This is a genomic window from Actinopolymorpha cephalotaxi (assembly GCF_013408535.1).
Taxonomy (GTDB): domain Bacteria; phylum Actinomycetota; class Actinomycetes; order Propionibacteriales; family Actinopolymorphaceae; genus Actinopolymorpha; species Actinopolymorpha cephalotaxi.
The window spans coordinates 3,952,349-3,965,364 of sequence record NZ_JACBZA010000001.1; the positions used below are offsets into that span (position 1 = coordinate 3,952,349).

A 13,016-nucleotide genomic window follows, 5' to 3' on the forward strand; every position below is an offset into this window, starting at 1 on the left:
AAAGATCCGAAACGGCGTGGGAGGATTCGCACCGGAAAAGTCACAGATGTTTCTCGATCGGCCGGTATGCGGAGCCGTACCCGGACCGGTTTGACTATGTTCGTCCTGACACCCGTGGGTCGCGGCCGAAGTTTGCCCAATCCGAGGGCACCAACGCTGCAACCACCGGCCGGGGTGCGGTGTCATCTGGAGAGAGTCGGCGGGGGTGGCGGAGGGCGCATGGCGGAAGCCGACGACTTCGACGCCTTCTACCACGCCACCCGGCAACGACTCCTCCACCAGATGTACGCGATGACCGGAAACCTCGCAGATGCTCAAGACTGTGTCCAAGAGGCGTACGCCCGAGCCTGGCAACACTGGACGGACGTGGCCTCCCACGCCAACCCCGAGGCCTGGCTGCGCACCGTCGCCTGGCGGATCGCCGCCAGCAGATGGCGCAAGATCAAGAACGGCGTCGCCGCGATGGCCCGGCACGGCCCGCCGTCGCACGCACCCGAGCCCAGTCCGGACAACGTCGCACTCGTCGCCGCGCTCAAGGAGATCCCCGAGGCGCAGCGGCGCACCATCGTGCTCCACCATCTGGTCGGGATGTCGGTCGAGGAGGTCGCACGGGAGATGAGCGTTCCGAGCGGCACCGTCAAGGCCAGACTGTCCCGGGGCCGCGCCGCACTCGCCGCACTTCTGCGCGAGAGCGATCCCCGGGCCGAGAGTGCGACGGAGGAGACCGAGCATGCCCGCTGACGCAGACCACCGGGTCGACGACCAGCTGACCCGGTTGCGCTCCGACCTCGGCATCGTCGACTGGGCGGACCCCGGCCAGCTGCGCCGGCGCGGCGTCCGGCGGCACGTCCAGCGCGCCGCGAGCACCGGCATCGCCGTCGTCGCGGGGGTCGGGCTGCTCGGCTACAGCGTGATCGCCGGCATCCCCAGCGAGCACCTCACCCCGGTCAGCGACCCGCCCGCCACGCTGCCCGGGATGCCGCGGCCGACGCCCACCGGCATCCTCGGCACCGCCCTGCGGATCGACCCCGAACCCCCGCGCGCCCGGCTCACCGCCGGCGGCGCGGCGTCCCGCTACGCCCGGCCGAAGCCCACCCACGCACCACCCGAGCACCGGCAGCACGGGCCGGTGACCAGGTCGTCCACGCCCCCTCCGTCCGTCCCCACGGCCTCCTCCACCGGCACCGCCCCTCCGCCGGTGATTCCCGAACCCACTCCGACCACCGCTCCTCCGGCCCCGTCGGCCCCGCCGCTGACCGCCGACGCGCTGCTGAGCGCGGCGGAGATGCCGACGGTGAACGACTCCGGGTCCAGCTGGGCCGACGCCGGCACCAGCGCGGCCGAGGGGTCGGCGGCGGCGCACTGCCAGTCCGGCGACCTCGCCGGGCTCGGCGCGGTGCAGGCCGTGCGCCGCGACTTCACCTGGGGTGCCGAGGGCACCGTCACCGGCACCAACGTGGTCGGCCGGTTCGGGACCGACGCGGACGCGGTCTCGGCGTACGACACGTTCCGCGGCTGGCTGACCGCCTGCGGCTGGGGGCAGCCACACGGCCCGACCAGCTCCGATGCCGGCGACCAGGCCGGCTGGTGGTGGGTCGGCCACGACAACGGCGACGGCACCGGCCAGATCGAGGTGGTCGGGCTGGTGCGCACCGGTGCTCAGCTGTCGGTGGTCGTCTGGCACGAGGACGGCCAGGACTTCAGCTACGGCGCCGACCCGATGGCCGCCACGTTGATGGCGACGGCCGACCGGCTGGCGACCAGCGGCGGCAGCTGAGCGACGACGACGAGAGGTCGGGCTGAGCGCCGGCAAGCCGGACCCTGCCGACAGCCGACGAGGCGGGTCCCGGCCGGGACCCGCCTCGTCGTTGTTCCTGGCCTGTCTTGTTTCTCGCCCTCGCGTACCCGACCTGTCAGGCCGGGATTGGGCGGGACTGCGCGGGACTGGGCTATCCGCGGCCCTCGACGACCTCGCGTACCAGCCGGGCGGTCTCGCTGGGGGTGCGGCCGACCCGCACACCGCAGGCCTCGAGCGCTTCCTGCTTGGCCTGCGCGGTGCCGGACGAGCCGGACACGATCGCGCCGGCGTGGCCCATCGTCTTGCCCTCGGGCGCGGTGAAGCCGGCGACGTAGCCGACCACCGGCTTGGTGACGTTGGCCTTGATGAACTCCGCGGCCCGCTCCTCCGCGTCCCCGCCGATCTCACCGATCATCACGATGACCTCGGTCTCCGGGTCGGCCTCGAATGCCGCCAGGGCGTCGATGTGGGTCGTCCCGATGATCGGGTCACCGCCGATGCCGACCGCGGTGGAGAAGCCGAGGTCGCGCAGCTCGTACATCATCTGGTAGGTCAGCGTGCCCGACTTGGACACCAGCCCGATCCGTCCCGGGCCGGTGATGTCGGCCGGGATGATGCCGGCGTAGGACTTGCCCGGCGAGGCGACGCCCGGGCAGTTCGGCCCGACGATGCGGGTACGCCCACCCTTGGCCTGCGCCCGGGTGAAGAAGTCCGCGGTGTCGTGGACCGGCACGCCCTCGGTGATCACCACGACCAGCGGGATCTCCGCGTCGACGGCCTCGTTGACGGCGGCCTTGGTGAACGCCGGCGGGACGAACACCACGCTGACGTCGGCACCGGTCTGCTCCATCGCCTCGCCGACGGTGGCGAAGATCGGGAGCGATCGGCCCTCGACCTCGACCTTCTGGCCGGCCTTGCGCGGGTTGGTGCCCCCGACGACGTTGGTGCCGGCCCGCAGCATCTTCGTCGTGTGCTTCATGCCCTCCGAGCCGGTCATCCCCTGCACGATGACCCTGCTGTTCTCGGTGAGGAAGATCGCCATGTGTGAAGTCTCCTTACCGCGCCGCGGCCAGTTCGGCCGCGCGACGCGCGGCGCCATCCATCGTGTCGACCTGCTCGACGCCGTCCAGCGCGGCGTCGGCGAGGATCTGCCGGCCGAGCTCGGCGTTGTTGCCGTCGAGACGGACGACGAGCGGCTTGGAGACCGCCTCACCCCGGTCGGCGAGCAGCTTGAACGCCGCGACGATGCCGTTGGCCACGGCGTCACAGGCGGTGATCCCGCCGAAGACGTTGACGAAGACGGCGTTGACGTCGGGGTCGGACAGGACGATCTCCAGCCCGTTGGCCATCACCTCGGCGGACGCGCCGCCACCGATGTCGAGGAAGTTGGCCGGCTGCACGCCGCCGAACTCCTCACCGGCGTAGGCCACCACGTCGAGCGTGCTCATCACCAGGCCAGCGCCGTTGCCGATGATGCCGACCTGACCCTGCAGCTTGACGTAGTTGAGGTGCTTGTCCTTGGCCCGCTGCTCCAGCGGGTCGGTGGCCGCCTTGTCCTCGAACGCGGCGTGGTCCTCGTGCCGGAACGACGCGTTGGCGTCCAGGGTGACCTTGCCGTCGAGCGCCTCGATGGTGCCGTCGGCCAGCTTCACCAGGGGGTTGACCTCGACGAGCGTGGCGTCCTCGGCGACGAACGCCTTCCACAGCGCGAGGATCGCGGGCACGGCGGCCTCGGCGACGTCGGCGGGGAAGTTGGCCGCGGCGACGATCTCGCGGGCCTTCGCCTCGTCCACGCCGGCCACCGGGTCGATCGCGACCTTGGCCACGGCGTCGGGGTTGGTGTGGGCGACCTCCTCGATCTCCACCCCACCCTCGGCGCTGGCGATGCAGAGGTAGGAACGGTTGGACCGGTCGACGAGGAACGAGAAGTAGTACTCCTCGGCGATCGACGCCGCCGGTGCCACCAGAACGCGGCGGACCACGTGGCCCTTGATGTCCATACCGAGGATCGCCTCGGCCTTGGTCACCGCGTCGTCGGGGTCGGTGGCGAGCTTGACCCCGCCGGCCTTGCCCCGGCCGCCGGTCAGCACCTGGGCCTTGACGACGACCTTCCCACCGAGTTCCTCGGCGGCCGGCCGGGCGTCGCCCGCTGTCTCGACGACCCGCCCGAGTGTGACGGGTACGCCATGCTTGGCGAAGAGTTCCTTCGCCTGGAATTCCATCAGGTCCACTAGCGCGCTCTTCCTGGTCGGTTCGCAGACGCCTTGGCTGGCGGGCCGTACGAAGGCCCGGCCGCGAGCCTAACGCCGCCGGGTCGGCGCGCCGCGAGCGGGGCACGCGGCGCAGGAGCCGTCACCCGTCACCCGCGCACGGGCGCTGACCTGCGAACCAGGCCGCCGGCGAGACGCCGGTCCAGGCAGCGGACAAGGCAGCGGACAAGGGCGGGAGCCGGGAGGACGCTCAGGCCGGCGACGCCTCCGTACCCTCCACGCTCTCGCCGGTGTGGGCGCTCTCTCCGGTGTGCGCGGCCTGTGCGGTCTGTGCCACCGACGCCTCCGCGCCCTCGGCCTGGTCGCCGAGGTGGGTGCTGACCCAGCCCACGATCTCCTGGGTCGACGCGCCGGGAGTGAAGACGCGGGCAACTCCCATCCGCGCCAGCGTCACGATGTCGGCCTCGGGGATGATCCCCCCGCCGAACACCACGATGTCGTCGGCATCCCGCTCCCGCAGCAGATCCGTCAGCCGCCGGAACAGCGTCAGGTGCGCACCGGAGAGTACGGACAGGCCGATCCCGTCGGCGTCCTCCTGGATCGCGGTCTCCACGATCTGCTCCGGAGTCTGGTGCAGGCCAGTGTAGATGACCTCCATGCCGGCGTCGCGCAGCGCACGGGCAACGACCTTCGCTCCCCGGTCGTGGCCGTCCAGCCCGGGCTTGGCGACGACCACCCGGATCGGCGAACGCACCTGTTCTGCCTGCACGTCACCCACGCACCTCTCGACTCAGCCGGCACCACACCGGCGCCGCGCCGACATTCTCGCCAACTTCCCGCGAGATCTCGCGGGAAGACCGGGGCGAGGCCTCGGGAACCGGCTCGGCGACCGCCTCGAACTTCTGCCCCGAACTTATGGCATCGGACCCGGATTCCGGTGACCCGCGGTGTTTCTCGTCCGGCAGACAGGTGACGCCGGGTGTCCTGCCGCGCCGGACCGGTCACGCCGCGTGTCCCGGGGCTGTCTGGAATGCCCGACTTGTAGTATCCGGGGGTCCGTTTCCGGCCTGGTCGGTACGAGTTGTTTGGCCCGTTGACACCAATCCGTTATCGTCTGGCGCGTTTGCTGCCGAAAGAACGATGAACTCGAGATCGGCAGACCCCGCTTCAGGAAGGTTGCTCACTAGTGGCCGAGACCGCGAAGCACCGCCGTGACCGATCGGCGGGCCGCACTCGACCGTCGCGAGACACGTCGGCTTCCCGGACCTCCCGTCCGGTGACCCCGGCGAGGTCACGTGGCGCCGCTCCGGTCCTCCAGACCCCCTCGACTCTCCGGCTTCCCTCGTCCGGGACTCAGGCCGAGACCCAGCCGGGGACACGACAGGTCGGGCACCGCCGGGCCGAGACCGGGCGAAGTTTCCCCACCGTCCCGGTCCTCGCCGGCGTCGCCACCTTCGCCGTCGCGTCCGGCGCCGTGTTCGTGGGTTCGAACGCGCTGGCGCGGGGCGAGACCACGGTCCAACGCGCGCTGCCGGCAAGCATCGCCCGGAGCGTGAGCCAGGTCGAGCAGGCCCGTGAGGACGCGGCCAGGCGATCCGACCGGTCCAAGCGCACCGCCAAGCCCACCGCGGACGCCGCCGACCTGGCCGCTGCGCACCGCGCCCGAGCGGCCGCCGACCAGGAGCGAGCGGCCTGGGCCGCGGAGCACAGCCAGGAGATCCGGTCGATCGAACGCACCGCGGCGGGAGCCTCGGGGCGGCAGACGATGGAACGCTCCATCGAGTGGACCCTGCCGGTACGCAAGTTCCGCCTGTCGGCGGGCTATGGCCGGGCCGGCTCCATGTGGAGCCACCTGCACACAGGCTTGGACTTCGCGTCGCCGCTCGGCACGCCCGTCTACGCCGTCGGCGACGGCGAGATCATCGGCGCGGGCTGGGAGAGCGCGTACAGCGCGTTCGGCAACCGGATCCAGGTGCGGCACGAGGACGGCACCGTGACGTGGTACTGCCACCTGTCGCGGATCGCCCTCCGGAGCGGCCCGGTGCGTGCCGGCACGCTGATCGGCTACGTCGGGAGCACCGGCAACTCCAGCGGACCACACCTGCACTTCGAGGTGCACCCCGCCGGGGGTACGGCAATCGACCCGATGCCCTGGCTGCGCCAGAAGGGTCTTCTCTGACCCGGCGGCCGGCTCGACGTCGGTAGGCCCCAGAAGCCACAGTCGGCCCCTGCTTCGACCTCACGTCGGAGCGGGGGCCTTCTGCTGGTCCGACGTCAGAGCTTCTGCAGTGGCGCGTAGCGGAGCAGGAACCGCTTGACACCCTCCGACCCGAAGTCGACCGTGGCCTCGGCGTTGTCGCCCTGGCCGGCGGTGGCCACCACCGATCCCATGCCGAAGGTGTCGTGCACCACCCGGTCGCCGGCCGACAACGCGACGATCGGCCGCTGGGCGGTCCGGCCGGCCTGCCGGTCGGTACGTCGGCTGCTGACCGACTGCGAGCTCCACGAGATCTGGTCGGCCTCCGTACGCCGCCAGTCCACCAGCTCGGCCGGAATCTCGTCGAGGAAGCGGGACGCGGGGTTGTGCTGCGGCGCTCCCCACGCACTGCGGACCACGGCCCGGGAGACGTAGAGACGCTTGCGCGCCCGGGTGATGCCGACGTAGGCGAGCCGGCGTTCCTCCTCCAGCTCCTTGGCGTCGCTGTGTGAGCGCTGGTGCGGGAAGACCCCGTCCTCCAGGCCGGTGAGGAAGACGACCGGGAACTCCAGCCCCTTCGCGGTGTGCAGGGTCATCAGCGTGACCACGCCGCCGTTGTCCTCGCCGTCGGGAATCTGGTCGGAGTCGGCGACCAAGGCGACGCGTTCGAGGAAGTCGGCGAGGGTGGCCGGCACTCCCTCCGCCACCGCTCCCTCGGTGAACTCCCGGGCCACGGCCACCAGCTCGGAGAGGTTCTCCACCCGGGTCTCGTCCTGGGGGTCGGGAGAGTTCTCCAGCTCCTTCAGGTAGCCGCTGCGGTGGAGCACCTGCTCCAGCAGGTCGGCGGGGGGCATCCCCTCCGCCACCGCGGCCACCAGCTCGTCGATCATCGTCACGAACCCGCGGATGGCGTTGGCCGACCGGGTGGCCAGGCCCAGCACCTCGTCGGTGCGGCGCAGTGCCTGCCAGAAGGTGGTCCGCTCGCGCTGGGCGAACGCCTCGACGCAGGCCTCGGCGCGGTCGCCGATCCCCCGCTTCGGGACGTTGAGGATCCGGCGCAACGACACGGTGTCCTCGGGGTTGGCGAGCAGCCGGAGGTAGGCGAGCGCGTCCCGCACCTCCCGGCGTTCGTAGAAGCGGACCCCGCCGACGACCTTGTAGGGCAGGCCGACGCGGATGAAGATCTCCTCGAACACCCGGCTCTGTGCGTTGGTGCGGTAGAACACCGCGACGTCCTTGGGCTGGGCCGCGCCCAGGTCGCCCAGCCGGTCGATCTCCTCGGCGACGAACTGCGCCTCGTCGTGCTCGTCCTCGGCGACGTAGCCCACCACGGACTCACCGGAGCCGGCGTCGGACCAGAGGTTCTTGGCCTTGCGGCCGGCGTTGCGGCTGATCACCGCGTTGGCGGCGGTCAGGATCGTCTGGGTGGAGCGGTAGTTCTGCTCCAGCAGGATCACCTGGGCGTCGGGGAAGTCCTCCTCGAACTGCAGGATGTTACGGATCGTCGCGCCGCGGAAGCCGTAGATCGACTGGTCGGCGTCGCCCACGACCATCAGCTCGCCGTGCGGCTCGTCGCCGTCGGCGCTGGTCAGCTCGCGGACCAGGACGTACTGCGCGTGGTTGGTGTCCTGGTACTCGTCGACCAGGACGTGCGCGAACCGGCGGCGGTAGTGCTCGCGGACGTCGGGGAACGCCTGCAGCAGGTGCACAGTGGTCATGATGATGTCGTCGAAGTCGAGGGCGCTGGACTCGCGCAGTCGCTGTTGGTAGAGCCCGTAGCACTCGGCGAAGGTGCGCTCGAGGTGGTTCTCGGCGCGCCGCGCCGCCTCCTCGTGGTCGATCAGCTCGTTCTTGCAGTTGGACACCCAGTTGAGCACCGAGCGCGGGTTGTAGCGCTTGGAGTCCAGGTCGAGGTCGCGGCACACCAGCGTCATCAGCCGGCGCGAGTCGGCGTCGTCGTAGATCGAGAACGACGAGGACATCCCGAACCGCTTGATCTCCCGCCGCAGGATGCGCACGCAGGAGGCGTGGAACGTGGAGACCCACATCGCCCCCGCCGCCCGCGGCCCCACCAGCTCGGCGACGCGTTCGCGCATCTCCCCCGCCGCCTTGTTGGTGAAGGTGATCGCCAGCACCGAACTCGGCCGCGCGCCCCGCTCGGCCAGCAGCCACCCGATCCGGCGAGTGAGCACCCGGGTCTTGCCCGACCCCGCGCCGGCCACCACGAGCAGCGGGTGTCCCTCGTGCACGACCGCCGCCCGCTGGGACGGGTTGAGCCCCTCCAGCAGGGTCTCCGGGTCGTGGCCGGGACGGCGGGTCGACGCGTCGTCGCCGGGCGCGGTCGAGCCGGGCCCGCCTCGGCGGCCTTCGGCTCGGCCGAGGTCGGCGGCGGATCTCTCGCCGGTGGACTTCGCGTCGGAAGCCTCGTTGGAATCGGTCATCGGGTGGGTGTGCGAAGACAGGGCGCTCATCGTGTGGCCCAGCCTACGAGTGCCCGCCGACACCGCCACCCGACAGGCCGGACATGTCCGGTGTCGACGGCTCGTCGTCGAGGTGGGCGGCGAACTCCGCCGAGCGTGCCTCGGCGGCCGCTTCGTACCGTCGTACCCGGTCCTCCCATTCGGCGCTCACCCCGAACGCCGCGGCGGCGAAGTCGGCGTCGCGCACCGCGGCCGCGGCCTCGTCCCGCTGGTCGGGCGTGATCACCCGGGCGGGGTCGCCGGCCGCTAGGGTGTGCGGTGGTACGAAGAACCCGTCGGGTACGACCGTCCGCGCGTGCACGAGGGCGCCGACCGCGATGCTCGCTCCCGGACCCAGCCGGGCCCCGTGCAGGACCGTGACGTTGGCGGCGAGATAGCAGCAGCGTTCCACCGTGCAGCCCAGCACGGTCGCGTGCGGAGCGACGAACACGTGGTCGGCCAGCCGGACCGGGCGTTCCTCGTCGCCGATCGCGCTGGCCCGCAGGACAGCATGCTCGGCGACGACGCAGGACTCCCCCACCTCGACCGAGGAACCCTCGGCATCCAGCACGGCGCCGTACATGATCCTGGCCCGCGGGCCGACGACGACCCGGCCGACCAGGGTGGCGTTGGGGGCGACGTAGGCGGACTCGTGAACGATCGGCCCGGCCCCTCTGTGGCGGATCAGCATGCCGCCATCCTCGGGCACCCCACCGACACAGGACAGCCCGCCACGCCCGGGCCGGTGGCGTCACCGGCCGTGGGAGTGGCGGGCTGTCCCGCGCGTCAGCGTCGTCGCGTCACACCTTGTGCTCCTCCGGCTTGTCCCAGAAGTACAGCTCCGGGTCGTAGACCGCCGGGGACGGCAGGATCCACGGGTTCACCCATCCGCCGAGGGCGAGGTTCTCCTTCTTCGGAACGTTGTGCAGGCCCTTGCGGGTCAGCACGATGCGGGGGTAGTTGGCGACGATGCCGAAGAAGAACGGTCCCTCGTCGATGTGGATCTTCTGCACCTCCCACATGATCTGGATCCGCTTCATGTTGTCCGGCTCGACCCGGGCCTGCGCGTACAGCTTCCACAGCCGGTCGATCGGGTCGCCCTTCTCCGCCAGCATCCACGGCGGCGTCCGCTTCCACGGGGAGAGGTTGGCCTGTTCCTTCATCTTCTTCGGGTCGCCGGTCTGCATGATGAACGCCTGTCCGTGCAGCGGTGCCCAGTGACCGGTCTCGACCGGGATCACCCAGCCCGGGTAGATCAGCGGGGAACAGTCGCCCACCTCCCAGGCGGTGGTGGTCATCAGCTCACCGCGGCCCCAGCGGTCGCCGAACGCCTCCGGCGGCACGGGGTTGATGACCGTCTTGATGCCGACGGCCTCCCAGTCCCGCTTGAGGTGGTTGTTCTTCTGGACGTGCTCGGCGCTGGCGTCGGCCGGGTAGTCCAGGGAGATCTGCAGCTTGGAGCCGTCCGGCAACTCCCGCTTGCCATCGCCGTTCTTGTCCTTCAGGCCAAGCTTGTCCAGCATCGACTTGGCCTTGTCCGGGTCGTACTTCACGTACGCGTCCCGCCATTGCGTGTAATGCTGCTTCGCCTCGTCGTTGATGGTGAACATCTGCCCCTTGGGGCTGAGCGTTCCGGTGGTCACCTCACCGGTGTCGAAGTAGATCGCCTTGCGGGCGTCCGGCCGGTTGATGGCGTGGGAGAGCGCCTGCCGGAACTCCGGCTTGCGGATCGTCTCGCGCATCTTGTCGTCGGGGTAGTCGTAGTTGAGGAAGCAGATGGAACCGGTGCCTGATCCGCTGTCCCAGAAGGTGACCTGGACACCCGTGCGCTTCTCGGCCTGCTTGAGCCCGGAGATGTCACCGAGCACGAGAGCCGTGTGGCCGCCGTGCACGTAGTCGTACCTGCCGTTGCTCATCTGCAGCTTCTGGACCTGCGGGTCCTTCACCACGGTGAACCGGACCTGGTCGAGGTAGGGCAGCTGCTTGCCCTCCTTGTCGACCACCCAGTAGTAGGGGTTGCGTTCGAGGACGACGCTGCGGCCCTCGTCGTAGGTCTTGGTGTACCAGCCGGTCATCACCGGCGAGCCCGGGTTGATCTGCCAGTCCAGGTGCAAGTCGTGCTTGACGTACCAGTCCTTGCCCTTGATCTTCTTGTTGTACGTGGGGTGGTACTGCTTCAGCACGTGCTTGGGCGCCATCCACTGCGGGCCGATACCGCGGTTGACCCAGGCCGCGAGGCGTTCCGGAGTGATCGGTGCGGGTGCGTCGAACTTCATCCGCAACGTGTAGTCGTCGGAGGCGGTCAACGTGGCGATGGTGTTGCGGCCGGACCGCACGTCGTCCGGCGGCACCTCCGGGTGCTCGGTGTTGAGCACCATGTCGTTCCACCAGTACATGATGTCGGCGGTCGTCCACGGCTGACCGTCGGACCACTTCAGGCCCTTGCGGAAGTGGAACGTCCAGTCCGAGGCGTCGGCGTTGGACTCCCAGCTCTCCACCAGGCCGGGGCCGATGTCCAGGCCGTCGTTGAGGAACCGCAGCAACGAGTGGCCGTACATGTACTCCTTGATGGCACCGGAGTTGCTCGCGTCGATGACCATCTGCATCTGGCCGCCGTAGTTGCCCGGCTCGGCCCAGCGGTGAGGAATGACGTACGGCGAGGAGGGCAGCCGCTTGTCGATCTGCGGGAGCTTGCCCGCCTTCACCTGTTCGGCCAGCATCGGCGCCTCGGAGAACTTCTTCGGCGGGGCGAGCGGCTTCTTCACCGACCCCTTGGCAGTCGAGCCGGTACCCCCTCCGCCGCCCGCGGCCTTCTTGCCCGACCCACCGTTCCCGCCGGTGGAGTCGTTGCCAGAGCAGGCGGCCAGCATGAGCGACCCGGCGGCCACCGCCGAACCGTACAGAAAACCGCGCCTGCTGACGCCGTTGCCATGCACCATCGGTCACACCTTCCTTGCGAACGAAGCCGCGCTCCGCTTCGGCACGGCCAGGGAACCCGGCGAGTGAAGGCGCGCGGACACACCCTCGCCACTGCCAGGTCCGGAAGGCCCATCATGGACAGCGTCGGAGCCGGATGGCGGACAGTCGACAACCCCTGGGCGACCAGGATCGGTCACGGCCGGGATCGGACATCCATCCGTTCAGATCATGAACCCAAAACCCAACGGGGCAAGGCGTCCCACGACGCGCGGCGATCCGGCGTCAGCAGTCGAGCGCGCGGAACACGTACCCCTGCTTGGCCAGCGTGCTCAGGGCACCGTCCAGCGCGTCGACGGTCTCCTGGCGGTCGCCGCCGCCGTCGTGCATGAGCACGATCGCGCCCGGACGCGCACCCTTCACGACCCGCCGTTCGATCGCCGCCGAGCCGGGCCGGGTCCAGTCGAGGGTGTCGACGTCCCACAGCACGACCCGAAGGTTCAGCTCGTCGCTGACCGAGCGGACGCCGGAGTTCACCGCGCCGTACGGCGGCCGCAGGCACTTCGAGGCCGGACCGCCCTCGATCTCCTCCCGCATCCCCGACCACGACTTCGCCGGCAGGGACGCGTGGTCGAAGGTGTGGTTGCCGATCGTGTTCCCGGCCTTGCGCACCTGATCGGCGAACCCCGGAAACTCCTTCTGCTGCTGGCCCAGTTGGAAGAACGTCGCCTTCGCGTTGTGCCGGGCAAGCACCTGCAGGACCTTCGGCGTCCACTCACTGGGACCGTCGTCGAACGTGAGATACAGAACCTTCGGGCCCACCGTCGCACCCGGATCTCCCGAACTTCCCGGAACGCCCGGCTCCACGGTGTGTCCCGGAGTCGACGGCGAGTCCGGGGTGCCGACGGTGGAGTCACCGGGCAGGGTCGGCCGGGTGGTCCCCGTGCTCGAGGTGGGCACCGGGGAGGCGGCCTCACCGGCCGATGCACCCGGTGAGGCGGCACCGGACGGTGACGACGTCTGCTGGGGCAGTCCGCTCGGCGGCGTGCCCCGGGCAACCGAACTCGCGGACGGAAGGCGCGGGTCGGACGAAACGTCCTCCGGCGCAGACGGCGCGCATCTGACCAGCGAGAGCCCGACGACGATGACTCCCGCCGCGGTCGCCGTTCGCCGGAACCGGATGGTGGGGGCCCGGCCGGTCAGGGAGCCGGCGATGGCTCGCCTGCCGGAGAGGCCGGTCACGAGTGCGGAAATCCGTCCGGCGAAACCGCGCCGGCGCACGGCAGCTCGCGTTCCAGCCATCGCCCATCACTCCCCCGAGTCACTGCCAGCGTGAAGGAGGAGGCGAGGCGTTCACAGTCCCGGCGGGTCCCGTGAGCAGGGGACCACCGACCGGTCAGATCCCCTACAGGATTGGGAATCGGGCGGCCCGTTAC

General features: G+C 70.4%; 10 protein-coding genes. 3 read left to right on the forward strand and 7 right to left on the reverse strand.

The genetic code is table 11. From position 1 onward, the window contains the following. Positions 1-219: 219 nt before the first annotated feature. Positions 220-741 (forward strand): SigE family RNA polymerase sigma factor, encoded by a 522-nt coding sequence (locus tag FHR37_RS17420; protein ID WP_092880626.1) that lies wholly within the window; start codon positions 220-222, stop codon positions 739-741. Beyond that, positions 731-1,777 carry a hypothetical protein gene (locus FHR37_RS17425; RefSeq protein ID WP_092880628.1) on the forward strand — a complete coding sequence of 349 codons (1,047 nt, stop codon included), beginning with the start codon at positions 731-733 and terminating at the stop codon, positions 1,775-1,777. The genes FHR37_RS17420 and FHR37_RS17425 overlap by 11 nt, the downstream gene beginning before the upstream one ends. Positions 1,778-1,949: 172 nt before the next feature. Here the strand turns inward: FHR37_RS17425 and sucD are convergent, their stop codons facing one another. From sucD to FHR37_RS17440, 3 genes are all read right to left on the reverse strand, one after another. Then, positions 1,950-2,840 carry a succinate--CoA ligase subunit alpha gene (sucD, locus tag FHR37_RS17430; RefSeq protein WP_092880841.1) on the reverse strand — a complete coding sequence of 297 codons (891 nt, stop codon included), beginning with the start codon at positions 2,838-2,840 and terminating at the stop codon, positions 1,950-1,952. A gap of 13 nt (positions 2,841-2,853) precedes the next feature. After that, positions 2,854-4,029 (reverse strand): ADP-forming succinate--CoA ligase subunit beta, encoded by a 1,176-nt coding sequence (sucC, locus tag FHR37_RS17435; RefSeq protein WP_092880630.1) that lies wholly within the window; start codon positions 4,027-4,029, stop codon positions 2,854-2,856. 229 nt (positions 4,030-4,258) lie between these two features. Beyond that, the gene (locus FHR37_RS17440) at positions 4,259-4,777 is read right to left on the reverse strand and encodes a cobalamin B12-binding domain-containing protein (RefSeq protein ID WP_237768548.1); all 519 of its coding nucleotides are present in this window, start codon (positions 4,775-4,777) and stop codon (positions 4,259-4,261) included. A gap of 705 nt (positions 4,778-5,482) precedes the next feature. On the opposite strand from FHR37_RS17440, the gene FHR37_RS33160 reads away from it, so the two are divergent. Next, positions 5,483-6,187, forward strand: coding sequence for a M23 family metallopeptidase (locus FHR37_RS33160; protein WP_139238797.1), 705 nt, complete (start codon positions 5,483-5,485; stop codon positions 6,185-6,187). A gap of 95 nt (positions 6,188-6,282) precedes the next feature. On the opposite strand, the gene pcrA is transcribed toward FHR37_RS33160, so the two are convergent. The 4 genes from pcrA to FHR37_RS17465 form a co-directional block, all read right to left on the reverse strand. Further along, on the reverse strand, positions 6,283-8,646 hold the full coding sequence (gene pcrA / locus FHR37_RS17450) for a DNA helicase PcrA (protein WP_175542313.1): 2,364 nt from the start codon (positions 8,644-8,646) through the stop codon (positions 6,283-6,285). Positions 8,647-8,689: 43 nt separating this feature from the next. Beyond that, complete coding sequence (locus FHR37_RS17455) at positions 8,690-9,355, reverse strand: gamma carbonic anhydrase family protein (RefSeq protein WP_092880634.1); 666 nt, start codon at positions 9,353-9,355, stop codon at positions 8,690-8,692. Between the two features lie 109 nt (positions 9,356-9,464). Next, positions 9,465-11,603 carry an ABC transporter substrate-binding protein gene (locus FHR37_RS17460; RefSeq protein WP_092880636.1) on the reverse strand — a complete coding sequence of 713 codons (2,139 nt, stop codon included), beginning with the start codon at positions 11,601-11,603 and terminating at the stop codon, positions 9,465-9,467. A 262-nt stretch (positions 11,604-11,865) separates the two neighbouring features. After that, positions 11,866-12,822, reverse strand: coding sequence for a polysaccharide deacetylase family protein (locus FHR37_RS17465; RefSeq protein WP_237768549.1), 957 nt, complete (start codon positions 12,820-12,822; stop codon positions 11,866-11,868). Between the last annotated feature and the right edge of the window lie 194 nt (positions 12,823-13,016).

Excerpts from the sequence above, each read along its gene's own strand:
- FHR37_RS17420 (WP_092880626.1), top strand. The coding sequence starts at position 220 with ATGGCGGAAGCCGACGACTTCGACGCCTTCTACCACGCCACCCGGCAA.
- FHR37_RS17425 (WP_092880628.1), top strand. The coding sequence starts at position 731 with ATGCCCGCTGACGCAGACCACCGGGTCGACGACCAGCTGACCCGGTTG.
- sucD (WP_092880841.1), bottom strand. The coding sequence starts at position 2,840 with ATGGCGATCTTCCTCACCGAGAACAGCAGGGTCATCGTGCAGGGGATG.
- pcrA (WP_175542313.1), bottom strand. The coding sequence starts at position 8,646 with ATGACCGATTCCAACGAGGCTTCCGACGCGAAGTCCACCGGCGAGAGA.
- FHR37_RS17455 (WP_092880634.1), bottom strand. The coding sequence starts at position 9,355 with ATGCTGATCCGCCACAGAGGGGCCGGGCCGATCGTTCACGAGTCCGCC.
- FHR37_RS17460 (WP_092880636.1), bottom strand. The coding sequence starts at position 11,603 with ATGGTGCATGGCAACGGCGTCAGCAGGCGCGGTTTTCTGTACGGTTCG.